Origin of the sequence: Dokdonella fugitiva, from assembly GCF_004342425.1 — a bacterium.
GTDB lineage: Bacteria > Pseudomonadota > Gammaproteobacteria > Xanthomonadales > Rhodanobacteraceae > Dokdonella_A > Dokdonella_A fugitiva.
On record NZ_SLWQ01000009.1, the window covers coordinates 288 to 13,266 of the forward strand.

The window sequence follows — 12,979 nt, forward strand, 5'->3', positions numbered from 1 at the left end:
TTACCGTTTGGACTGCGCAATAGCGAGCAATTGATCCAGCCGCTTAGAGATTTGGTCGTACTGATTCGGCTGCACACCCTTGGCAAATTCAAGGTATTGGCGAACCAACTCTGGCACCCGACTGTTCTCTGCAAAAAAGGCGGCCGCCACCCCATAATACGCCCTTCGAGGGAAGTTGTTGCATAGCGAGTGCGTCTTCGACTCAATCGGGTGGTTTAACCCACGCGAGCATTCCAGCAAAGACGAGTATTGCTTAAAGAACTTTTCCCCTTCGCCATCGAGCATGGCTGCGATGTTGGAAGCAGCACGCCTAATGTCTGCATCAGCGGAGGCTAGACGAATGTACTGCTTGTCGTCCCTGCCTTCGCTAAAGGGGAAAAGGCCAAGCCCTCGAGTAACCGTTGTAGTGAACTTTTTATTACCGTCCCCATAGACCAGGCCGAGCTCATTCACCACATCCTCAACCATATCGTGGCGGACACCCAAGACTGGGCCAAGCTCGAGCCTGCCCCCCTCATCATTTGTCGAGTGAGAGGTCCACGACAGATTCGAGAAGCCGTAGGGCTCCTTTCGAACGAACATTTCACGTGCTTTTAGCCACTTAAACCCGGCACCAGTCAAAGCTGGTGCCAACTGCTCGACGAGAACTTTTTCAGCGTTATTCATACAGATGCATCCACCAATTTTCCGGAGCAGGCAGGCCAGGGCCCGTCACTCTTCCAATGCTAAACGGCTCAAGCACCGAGCCGGCTGGCAAACCAATTGCCCGTCCATTGTTGCCCACTACGACACCACCGTTTCTTTGTAAGTACGGGAAGTGTTCAAGCTGACGAGTCGTAAAGGGTGCGTTTTCGGAAAGCTTGAATTCCAGCGCCCCAAATTCGCCAGTATCCGCTCGAATACCCGCAGCATCGAGCTGGGTTCGACCCGGGAGCAGATTGCCGTTGTCGTTAAACGCACGAACCGACAGCCGGCGTGACATTTGGCGCTGTTCAAAGGCTTCAGCGGAAGCACGCGCTACACCAGCATCTTCAAATGCCGTTCCGAGTTTAAACGGCGAGGCTGCGCTGTTTGCAACACCTGCAAGCGAATGTGATTCAGCACCAGCTTGCGATACATATGGCTTGTGAGAAACCGGCTCATGCCCACCCCTCGAGAATCCGTACTCGAGGTCATTGACAACCCCCAGATCCACCGCGGAAAAGCCCACGCCGTCAGCAGCCTCACCGATCACCACCTTCTCGGTGAACCGACCCACGGCGGCCGTACCATGGACGATGCTTGAGTCGACTGCAATGCTGGCGACCCGCGTCGGTGCCGCCAACGTCGTGAGTGTAGCGCCGACATCGCTTATTGCCGCCGGATCGCCCGAGAATGCCTCCGTAGTGTCGGCTACCGCTCGATCGTATGTCCTGAACAGGCCGTCGTCACGGAGATATGCAGCCGTTTGACGAACCGCCTGCTCCGAGCCCATCAGCTCCCTTGCTGGGCCATCCGCGTAGGTTGGATTGAAGCCGATCGCGCTGGCGACGGTCGCGCTGGCGAGTACGCCAACGTTGACCAGCGCGTTCACAGCGCGCAGCCCTCCCTCGGTCAGGGAGAGGAAACCTCGCCCGATCCCAGGCCCGAGTAGACTTAGCGTGTTTCCGACCTTGTTGTGCTCCTGCCGTGCGGCTAGGTCGCGGAGTGACTCGTTCCAGGACGACAGCATGTCCGCGCCATTCACTAGCGCGGCGATCCTTCCTGTGGGATCGATGTACATGGTCGGATTCGCGTACGCATACAGGTATCGGTGCAGGCTCGGCGGCTGCATCGCCTTGCCTTCTTCCGGGTCTTCGGACGTGAACCGCGCGATCCGCGGGTCGTAGTAGCGCGCCTTGGCGTAGTACAGGCCGCTTTCCTGGTCGGTCAGGTAGCCGGTGAATCCGATCGGTTGCCGGTCGGTGCGCGTGAGGTCGGCGGTGGTGCCGTCGGTGTTGGATGCGGTGACGGTGCCGGCGCTGTCCTGCTGGGTGACGATCTCGCCCCAGGCGTCGTATTTCGTGCGGCTGCTGATCGCGCCTTGCTGGGTCAGCAGCGCGATCGGCGTGGCGAGGCTGTCGAGCAGGTAGTGGCGCTGGGTCGGCGTGCTGCCGGCCTCGGTGCGGCTGATCAGCTGGGTGGCGCTGTAGTGATAGCGGCTGAGGGGGTTGCCGATGCTGTTGGTTTCGGCCAGCAGGCTCTGCTGGTCGTACTGGTAGCGGGTCTCCTGGCTGCCCTGGCGCTTGGCGATGCGCAGGCCGTCGGTCTGGTAGTCGAAGCCGAGTGGCGGGGCGTTCGGCTGCTCCAGCGTCATCAGCCGGTCGCGCGCATCGTAGGTGAACGTGCGCGTACCCGATGCGTCCGTCTCGGTTCGCGTGTTGCCGTCGGCGTCCCAGGTCAGCTCGACGTGCAGGCTCGTGGCCGTGTCGTCGCGTGTCGTGAGCTGGCCTCGGGCGTTGTAGGCCAACGTACTGTCGCCGATGACGGCATTGCCCGCATCGCGGATCGTCTCGTGCGTGCGATTGCCGGTCGGATCGAGCACATAATGCGTGGCGCGGTCCGGCGTCGTCGTGTCCGTCAGGCGATCCGCTTCGTCATAGGCATAGGTCGTCACCTGCTCGACGTTCTGCGTCACCGCGCCGTTGGCTTCCTTCTGCTCGATCCGATTGCCGTTGGCGTCGTACGTGTACGCCTCGTGGGCAATCTCGCTGCCTGCCTTGGCATGGACGATCGACGCCACTCGACCGGCTGCGTCATATGCCGTCGTGCTCGTGCTGCCATCGGGGCGCGTGACCTCGCGCGGCTTGCCGCTCGGGAAATAGGCCAGTGTGGTCGTGCCCTGCCCCGGCACGGTGACCGCGTCGTTGCGATTCAGGGCGTCGTAGCTCCACTGCGTGGTCTGGCCGTCGCTGGCGAGCTGGGTGCGGTTGCCGACGGCGTCGTAGGCATACACCAGACTCTTGCCGTGGACATCGGTGTCCGCGTCGATGCGGTCGAAGGCGTCGTAGTGGCGCGTTGCATGCCGCGGCGTGCCGTTGATCGTCTCGTCGATCGCCGTCACGTTGCCATTGCCGTCCCGATGCCAGATCGTGCTGGCGATCTCGGTCGGCAGTGGCGCGGAGACGGTTTCCGAGGTCTCGCGGTCCAGCGCATCGAACGTGGTGATGATGGTCCTGCCGTTCGGCGTCGTCCGCGTGGCGAGGTTGCCGTCGGCGTCGTACGTCCAATGCACCGACGCTGCGCCCGTGCCCGTCGGGGGATATGTCAGGCCCGTTCGGCGATGCCGCGCATCGAACGCGAAGGTCGTCGTATTTCCATTGGCATCGGTTTGCGACGTCAGATTGCCATCGAGGTCGTAGCCGAATGTCGTGCTTGCACCGCTCAAGGTGCCGATCGGGTCGGTTACGCGGACGAGGCGATCGCCCTCGTCGTAGGCATACTTCCATGTATGCGTGTCGCCAAGCGGCCGGCGCATCGACGTGCGGTGGCCTTCTGCGTCGTATCCGTACGTCGTCGTTTCACCCGCAGCGTTGGTTTCCGTCTCGAGGAACCGGCGTGGCGTGTACGTCCTCGCCGTCGTGCGGCCGTCCGCATCGGTCTCGGTGCGCACGTCGCCGATCGGATCGTACGTCCATGACCGCACGAAGCCGAGCGGACGCTCTTCCTTGATCTTTCGCCCCGCCGCGTCGTACGTATCGGTCGTGACGCGGCCAAGCGCGTCCGTATCGGTCTTGATACGACCGTCAGCGTCGTAGGTGCGCGTGCTCGTGACGAGGCCGTCACGCGTCACCGTGCGCACGCGGTTTTCGCGGTCGTATGCCGTTGCCGTAACGATGCCGCGTCGATCCGCGTGCGTCAGGACGTTTCCTGCGGCATCGTACGTCCAGTGCTGCGTGAAGCGGCCGTCGATGGCGCCCGGGGCCCCTGATGCGTCCGGTGTGGGCGGGTCGATCTGGGCAGTTCGATGATCAAGGTCGTCATAGGAGTATGAGGTCGTATTGCCACGCGCGTCGGTTTCCGTCGTGACATTGCCGACCAGGTCGTATCCCGTTTCCAGTATTGCGGCCGGCTCGCCGTCGATCGCGGGCAAGGTCGTCGAAATCCTGCGGCCGAGCGCGTCGTAGACGTGCGTGGTCGAGTGACCACCGGGGTCGATTTCAGATACGACATCCCCATGGACATCGAGCACCCTTTGCACGACCCGCGGCTGGCCATCTACCGGCGGCAGATCCTGCCCTATGAGGCGGCGCAGGCCGTCATAGTGGTTCGTCGTCACATGACCATTCGCGTCGGTATGCGTTGCCACGTCGTCGTTGGCCGTATAGGTGAATGATTCGACCGGCCCGACGCTGTCGTTCGTTGCCGTGTGTCGCTCCAGGGCATCGTAGGTCAGCGTACGAACGTTGCCGTTTGCCCACGTTTCGCGAATCTTGTTGCCGGCGAGGTCGTATGCGCTCGTCGTGAGCTGCCCTTCAACCGGTCCGACTTCGCGCACCATGCGGTCGCGGGCATCGTATTCATAGCGCGTGATGTTGCCGCGCGCGTCACTGCGGTTCGTCACGTTGCCCTTTGCATCGTAGCCCGTCGTACGCCGACCTCCCTCCGCATCGACTGCCGCGACCATGCGGTTGGCGTCGTCGTATTCGCGCCGGCGCACTTGAGGCACGAGGCCGGGCCCGGCGAGGGTCTGTGAGACGATGCGGTCGGCATCGTCGTAGACCGTGGTCATGACCCTGCCAAGTGATGCCTCTTCGCGGTCGCGCCGGTCGCGATCGTCATAGTGGAACAGGGTCGCGCGGTTGAGCGCATCGACGACCCGGACAGGGTTGCCGTTGGCATCGTACTCACTGTGCTCATCCGCGGTGGTCGCTGCGTCGAGGCGACGACTCACCAGCGTGCGCAGGTAGAGAGGATGGTCGTACCGATAGGTCGTCTGGCGCGTTTGGCCGGATGCGTCGGCACCCTCGCCGATCGTCACGGTCAATACGTGGCCGACTGCATCGTAAGTGCGCAGCGTCGTACGACCTTCCGGCTCATGCGTCCCGGTGCGCCGGTTCGCGTCGTCATAGACATGCGTCGTGACGTGGTTCTCGAAGTCCGTTTCGCGCACGAGATTGCCGTTCTTGTCGTAGTCGAGGCTACGCTGGCTGCCATCATGACGGCGCACGCGGATCAATCGACCCATCGCATCGAACGAGGACACGGTGGAGTGGCCATTGGCGTTGGTGTCCGTGTGCGTGTCCGCAGCGTCATCGTAGGAAACGACCTCCGTCGCAGTGCCCGCCTCGGTCGCCGGCAGCGTGGTACGCAGGACGCGATCCATGGCGTCGTACGACCAGCTGGTGCGATGGCCATTCGCATCGATGACGCTGGTGCGCCGCCCTCGTTCGTCGAACACGCTGGCGACGACGTGATGCAGCGGATCTTCCATTTCCCGCTCCGTACCGTAGACGTCGTAGCGCCACAGCCACGCGTGACCCAAGCCGTCGATGTGGCTGGAATGGTCACCGTTGGCGTCGTAGCCGTCTCGCTCCGTGACGCCGCCGCGTGTGGTCGCAACACGGTTGCCGCGCTCGTCGTACGCGTACGTCGTCGCGAGACCACGACCGTCGGTGGCGACGGCGACGCGATCGCGGATGTGAACAACGACGAATGCGGACTCCGGCTCGTACGTCCAGCCGCGATGGATCACGCCGGATGCGTGCTGAATGGTTTCCGACGTCTTGTTGCCGGCGGCGTCATAGGTGTAGCTCGTCGTGGTACCGACGGCGTCGGTGATGCTCGCCGGCTGGCGGTGCGCGAGGTCCCAGGTCGTCGTGGTGGTCCCCGCCGCGTCCGTCACCGATTCGGCGGCGCCATAGCGATTGAGTGCGTACTGGATGGGCTTGCCACGAGGGTCGGTGATGTTGGTCGTGACAGGGCCGGTGCCTCTTACCTCGGGATAGGTGAATGTGGTTACGCCCTGATCTGGCTCGGTCAGGCTCATCACCCGCTGGACGGGCTCGATCAGCGTGTGGCCATCGCCGATGTCGACCGAAGTGAAGCCGCGGGTGTATGCATATCGACGTGAGGCCTGGTCTTCCGCATTCTTCGCCTCCACGAGGCGAAATCCGTAGCGGTAGTAGAGAAGCTGGCCACCCGGGCCGGCCCCGTACTCGCCGCCAAGATCGGAATAGGCGTACTCGCGCGTCCGGGTGCCAAGCCCCCCGCCGTCAGCGCGAACTGCGCGCACGAGGTTGCCGGCCTCATCGTAGTCGTAGCGCAGGATGAGGCCCCCGGACCCCTTCGCCATGCTGACGACCGGGAATGTTTCATCGATCGTGAAACCGGAGACCTGCGACTGCACATGTTTGACCTCGTAGACGAGATCGATGTACCGCCCAGCTGCATCCTCGATGCGCTGGACGCGCGGAGCGCCCTGGCTGACGTCGTATCGATAACCGATGCGATTGCCATTTGGGTCCTGGACGTAGCTGAGTCGCGGGCCGCGTACGTCGGGCTGGGCGAAGTGGTAGCGGGTACCGTCCTTTGCGTAGAAGTCGTATGCCTCGCCGCGTTGCACGAGAATGCCGTGATATCCGCCGATTGCCTCGAACGTGGTTGCGCCCTCTGCAGTGCTCACCGGGGCGAACCGCTGGCCTTGACCCGCAGTACCGGTCACGATGCGGGTATTGCATTCGTCGACGACGACCTGCGCATCCAGATCGGACGACCAGCCGCGACCGAATGGGGTGCGCTCGTCGCCAGCCAAGGAGGAGTAAGTGCGGGTCAGGCGCAGCCCAGGGCCGCGCCCACCAACGGCGATGTCCTCCTCGGGCACGACCGCTCCGCCGGAAAATACATCGACGCCTTTGACCAGGGAATGCGCAAGAGGAAGCGCGTCGCGATGCTCGATGTGATGCGCCAGCACGCCGGCGTAGCTCTCCGTCGTGCCATCCGCGGCGACGGCCGTGAGTACGTATTTGTAGTCGCCCAGGGGGAGGTTGTAAGACGTGATCGCGACGTCGTTGAAGCCGCGCGCCTTCATGACGCCATCGAGTGCCGTCCATGCAACCGTTCCGGTGCTGCCGTCAGGCCGCACACCGCTGAATGTCAAGGTGATGGTCGCGTCCCGGGCAAGAACGTAGGCGAAGCGCGCATTGCCCATGCAGGCGTAGCCACTCGGAACATCGATGCTGTCACGCATGGAAAGCGCCGTCGGGAAGCGTCCCTGGACGAGCGCGAGTTCATCGGCGGCGTCGGGCGGGCCACCCGGCGAGGGCGGTGAACCGGCGTCGACATGCGGCAGCATGCCGTAACCAGCGACGATGTCACTGCCGAACAGAACCGGTGTCCGCGTAGATTCCAACCGGAATGGCGTGCCGTCGTTGAGTACGGTACGGATGCTGTAGTGCTTGTCCGGATCGATGCTCATGCCGCGCGGAACGTCGCACGTATGGTTGCCGAGTGCGAGCGCGGGCGCGCTGCATGCGAACTGCACTTCGTCGCCCTGCAGGAATTCGATGCTCGCCGGTGAGGCGACGTACTCACCCGGCAAACCAGCGTCGGCCAAGTGCATCGGTGTGTCGGTGACGCCGAACGGGGTCAACGGGACTGGCATGGGGGCGACTGTCGGCGGTCGGAGATCCACTGCCCAGCCGTAGGTCAGGTCGGTGCCGTCTCGTGGTACCGCCGGAGTGGCGACCAGCGTCGGCGCACCCGCATTCGTCGAGCGATTCGCCCAGATCTGGCCGTGAATCCTGCCCGGCGTGCCGGCACGCAGGTCGACGAGGTAACTTCCGGCAGTGGTCTCGTGTGCGTCCTCGAGGACGCCATTGGTCAGTTGCGCACTGAACCTCGCTCCCTCGATGGGCCGCCAGAGCACGCCCGCGTGCGTGCCGCGAACGAGGTCGGCCTCCCAGAAGTCGGTGCGTTGTTGAAGGATGTCACCTGGCGGCGCGGCATCGAGCGGCTCGACATATGTGCTGCTCGCCTGCGGCAAAGCGCCCAGGCGCGGGGCGTAGGTCCAAGCCACCGCAAGGGACATGCTCGTGTTGCGGCAGGGATCGAAGCCCGCGTACGTCGAAAGTTGCATCGCCGCCGTGGTTCCCGCACCGGAGGCCGTAATCGTCAGAGTCGCCAACGCCGTCGCGGGCGGTACGACGAAGAACGTGCTGCCGAATGATTCCGAGACGAGCGACAGCGCCGGCGTCGCGCATCCGTTGCCGGTCAGCTGCAAGAGATCCTGGGGGCATTGGCCCGCAGTGAACAGCGTCGCGTCGATCACGTCGACCGGCGTAGGCTCGGCCGTACACGACAGCGGCGCATACTGCGTCGCCACCTCCACGCTCACAGGGACATTCGCGATCCCGTTGCCGAAGCGATCCTTGACGAATACGTTCGCGTAGTCGTAGCCCACGCCGGGATTGAGTTGATCCTGGGTTCGACCCTGCAGGTCGATGGTTGCCGGCTGGTCGGGCAGCGCGTAGGCGCGATACGGCTCGCCAGCGCGCAACGGTCCGAGATTGGAGTCGGCGAAGACATCGATCTGCTGGATTTCCACCCACTGCGGATGCGGCCGATCCGGCAGGACGAGGAAGTTGCCATTGTCGACCTGCCTCTGGCCGAATCGATAGCGCGCCGTGGCTACGCCATGCCGGTCCGTCGGGACGATCAACGCATCGACCGGCAGGGAATTGGCGTCGAGCAGTTTGCCCGAACCCGCCGTGCGTACGAAATGAACCGGCGCACCCACGACGGGCCTGCCGCCCTGGTCCTGCACGAACACGTAGAGCGGCTTCGCGGTTTCGGTGTCGACCACGCCTTGCTGGCCCTGCGAGGTGGCGTCCAGCGAGACCGCGACGCCACTCATCGGATCATCGGACGGATCCTCGCTGTAGGGGTTGGACAACCACTCGACGAGATCACCGAAGTACCACAGCTCCGGCGGCATGGCCGTTGACCCTCCCGCCAACGCCCCGGCGATGAAGTAGCCCGCTTCACCACTCGACAAGGAACGGACTCGCCAGACTGCACCGGTCCAGGCCTCGTACGTGATGGGGTCTCGCGGCACGTCGACCACGTAGCCGAGCGCGAGCCAGCCCGCGATCGCTGTGAGCACTTCGGACGGCTGGTTCACGCCCGACGTGCCGCTCGCCTGCGTGAGGGTGAGGACGGGCACGCCCTGCTCCCGCGCAACGGCCAGGCCCTTGTCGGCCGAGATGCTGTCGACTGCCCACTGCTGCTCGAACACCTGGTGCTCGAGCACCGAACCCTGCAGCGCTGCCAGCGCCATCCAGTTTGCCGCGGCAGCGGCGTCGGCCGTCTGCGCGATGGGCTCGCGCGGCCGCAAGGCCGCATCGATGCCGACGCCTCGCCACTCCAGTGCATCGACGACGCCGCCTATCCGCTCTACCGCGTACTGGTTGATGACGAGCGCAAGCGAGGGAAATGGCTGCATCACGCTCACGCCGACCAGGTTGGCGAGCTCGTCGTCCGCACGATCCCATTGCGACATGTAGCGAGCGCCGAGGTTCGCCAAGACGCGCGCCGCCTTCGCTTCGCTTTCGCCGACCAGCACGTCGCCGTCCGCCTGCTCGGGCGGCTGACCGTCCTGCGCGTCGAACACGAGCGCACTGATGCCGCCGGCGATCAATTGCTGTCCCGCATGGACCGTGCCGCCTGGCCCATCGAACGCAATCTCGATGCGATGCGCGGCGCCGCCTTCGAGCTCGCCGTCGCCGACAGCAGCCGGCTGGCCTGCCACGTTGAGCACCGGGCGCAGGTGGATCAAGTAGGGAGGCGTCCCTCCAACGCCTCCATATCGATCGGCGATGCGGCCGTCATCGATCGACGCCGGCTGATACGAGAGCGTGACGCGTCGGTCGAGCAACTGCGCCATGGGCAGCGTGCGATCGAACACCACGGCAGCGCCTTCGCCCATCCCTGCACGCACGACGATGCGCGCATGCTGGCGCAACGCTTCCGGCAGCCTTGAAAACTCGCCGGTGACCACTTCGCTCGGTACCGGCAAACTGGCCGGAAGGAGTTCAAGCCCGGGTGCGTCCACGTCCCGGCGCGACAACTGGTCTCCATATGCCACCGGAGGTGTCAGTTGCGAGAGGCGATCGCTCACCTGCTGGCGCAACAAGTCCAGCGGAGACGATGCCTGTGACCGGGAGAGATAGTCACCGATGAATTCATCGGGCGACAAGCCGATGCGAGCGAGCGCGCCCCCTGCGGGAACGTAGTCGTGCGGCTTGATCGCCGGCATCAACGGAATCCACGTCCTTCCGTCGAGGTCTGCAGAAGTGCCGCGATAGTTTCCGTATGGCACCCACGCCGAGACGAACACCTGCTCGATCGCGAAAGCCGCGATGCGGCCGCCGCTCACCAGCGGACGATTGGGCACGCCAGCCGCGCCGAGTGCCCGGCCGACGTCATCGGTGCGCACGCCGAGCATCACGGCGAGGTCGCCGACCGGTACGTCGATAACGCCACGCACGTAGCGCGCGGGCGCACCACTGGCGCGCAACAGGGCGATCAGGAGGCTGGCTTGATCGACGTCGTTGCCCGCGTGCGAGCGCAACGTTGCTTCGGCGCCCTTCTGCGCGCCGGAATACCATTGCGTGCGCACGACGCTGCGAACGAAATCGAAGATCCGCGCGTAGTCGTGTCCCAACGCCTCGGCCTGCGCGAGGATCGTCGGCGAAAGGGGAGCATCCTCGGTTGCCGCGTAGTCCTCTGGCGCCGGCTGGAGATCATTCGCGTCCGCGTAACTCGGCGTGACCGCCGGCGTAAGCTCAGGCGATCTCGATGCCAGCCGGGGCCTGAAGACGGGTAGCGTTGCCGCGCCATAGATCGGCGTGTCACCGATCGCCGCGCTGGCCGCCTCGCCGAATGCGTCGATGGCTGCGTCCGACGTCACGCCTCGCGCGAGTGCGCGCGAGGCATCCTGCGCCGCAGCCTCGATGCGATCCAACGCTCCGACGATCCGCTCACGGTGCACGAGCCAGCGCTCATGCGCGATCGCGGGTTGCCCGGGAGCATCGACCAGCCGATCGATCTGCTCGAGCCGGGCATCCACGAGCAGGCGCTTCGCCTCGACGTCGGCGAGCGCAGACGATAGCGATGCCGCGACGGTGCCCGCGCGTTCCGCGGGCCATGCCGACTGTGTACGGGTGGCCAGGTCGCGCGCGCTGCGAACGGCTGCCGCGTAAGCCATGAACGCGGTTCCGGCGGCGATGTGTTTCTTCGAGGGCGCCGGCGCCATGCCCATGGCAAGCGCTTCCGCGACTGCCGCGCGCGCATCCCTTCCCGCGAGCAAGGCATCGATGGCACGCCGGTCGGCCGGAACCCCGGCACTCGCGTCGCGCACCGGCGCGACCACAGCCGCTGCTGGCTGCGGGGCGGCGGTCCCTGCATCGGCGGGGGTCATCGGCGCCACAAAGAACATCGCCGTAGCGACGACCAAGGCCCGTCGCGTGCGCATGCCTGCAAGCGAATGCAATTTCAGTCGAATGTGCATCAGTGCAGTTCCTTCTGCTGATCCAGCGCGCGCATGCCGGCAGGTCGCACCTGCGGCATGCGATGGCGCTCCTCGACGAACGCGTACCACTCGTACCGGCGCCGGGGTGCCCTGGAAGGCGATCGGATCATCGATGGCCCTCGATCCGCCGACATGCCGCGAGGCACGAATCGCGTGCCTTTCCGCGCTGGGGCATGAGCCCAGTCGCGGCCTGCATCGGCATCGGCATCGGCGAGCATTGCCTTCGGGGGTAGGTCAAGCCACGCCAATGCACCGAGCCATGGTGCATTGCCTCGTGCGAGCACTGTGTCCAGAGGATCGAAGCCGTCGCAGAAGATCTGGCCATCGCGAATGACACCGGCGCCATCGAAGCCGTCGGCGAATAGCGCGTCACCACGACTGCATGCCGTCATCGCCAGCGTCAACATCTCCGTATCGAGAGCGGTCGGTCCGGTCGGCGCCGGCAGCAGTGCCTGCAAGGTCAGTGAATAGGTGTCGCTCGGCAACGCCGTTGTGCGAAGCACGCGCGTACCGGCAATCTCGGCGCCAACGGGCAAATCGATCTGGAAGGCGTCTTCCACCAGCACGTCGCCGCCAGCTGTCGCGCGCAATTCGAAGCGTAATGGCAAGGCGGCCAGGTCCAGTCCTCCCGTGTTGCGTACGACGTAGCTGGCAAGCACCGGCACCGCCTGCGGCCACGACGCATCGAACGGAAGGATGAATCCTGTCACCGCGGCCTCGGCAGGCTGACGGAAGATCACTTCGAGCGCCGCATCGGATCCCACGTTGCCCGCGCGATCGGTCGCGTGAGCAAGTATGGTATTGGCGCCCACCTGCAGCGGGACGGCCAGCACACTGAAGCGGCCCTCGGCGTCGGCGTACGTGTCCACGCCAAACGAACCGACTGAAAGGTGCACTTGCGCCAAGGATTCGGTTTCGCCGATCACATCGACCGCCGGCACCGCCACGACGGCGCCCGGGGCCGGGGAAATGAAGGCCACCGACGGCACATCGAGATCGAGGATGAACGAGATCGTCTCCGTCGCTGCATTGCCGGCGCTGTCGGTGGCGAGGACGTCGATCCGATGCTCACCACTCGCCGCTATCACGGTGCCAGAGACGTACGGCTGATCATCGAGGCGCACATCGCTCGTGAACAGATGCGCGTCGGAGATCGTGATGACTGGAGTTACCGCATGCGCGAGCAGGTCGCCGTCACCGACCCCTGCGACATTGATGAGCGGCGGCTGCGTATCGATCGCGAAATGCACGGGTCCGCGCTCGCCGGGGTTGCCGGCGCCGTCGTGCGCACGAAGCATCGCCTCATGGTCGCCGTCGCCGAGCGCCATCGGCGCGGATTCGAACACTCCGGGAGATGTTTCGACGAGCAGGCTCCAGACGCCTCCGTCCAGGCTGGCTTCAACCTCGGAGATGCCGCTGAGCTCGTCACTT

General features: G+C 64.8%; 3 protein-coding genes (1 of these 3 running past the window's edge). All 3 read right to left on the minus strand.

Annotation, left to right across the window (positions count from 1 at the left end):
* Tightly spaced (each overlapping or abutting the next), the 3 genes in view from EV148_RS14805 to EV148_RS14815 form a layout consistent with a single transcriptional unit that may run on beyond the window.
* Positions 1-666, minus strand: a complete 666-nt coding sequence (locus tag EV148_RS14805; protein ID WP_131999623.1) for a hypothetical protein — start codon at positions 664-666, stop codon at positions 1-3.
* Positions 659-11,527 (minus strand): RHS repeat-associated core domain-containing protein, encoded by a 10,869-nt coding sequence (locus EV148_RS14810; protein WP_131999624.1) that lies wholly within the window; start codon positions 11,525-11,527, stop codon positions 659-661. The genes EV148_RS14805 and EV148_RS14810 overlap by 8 nt, the downstream gene beginning before the upstream one ends.
* Positions 11,527-12,979: the 3' portion of a CARDB domain-containing protein gene (locus tag EV148_RS14815; RefSeq protein WP_131999625.1), read on the minus strand. Its footprint extends 16,208 nt past the window's final position; the window shows 1,453 of its 17,661 coding nt (coding positions 16,209-17,661); its start codon lies off the right edge, out of view; the stop codon is at positions 11,527-11,529. The genes EV148_RS14810 and EV148_RS14815 overlap by 1 nt, the downstream gene beginning before the upstream one ends.

Coding starts and splice junctions, on each gene's coding strand:
- EV148_RS14805 (WP_131999623.1), bottom strand. CDS start 666: ATGAATAACGCTGAAAAAGTTCTCGTCGAGCAGTTGGCACCAGCTTTG.
- EV148_RS14810 (WP_131999624.1), bottom strand. CDS start 11,527: ATGCACATTCGACTGAAATTGCATTCGCTTGCAGGCATGCGCACGCGA.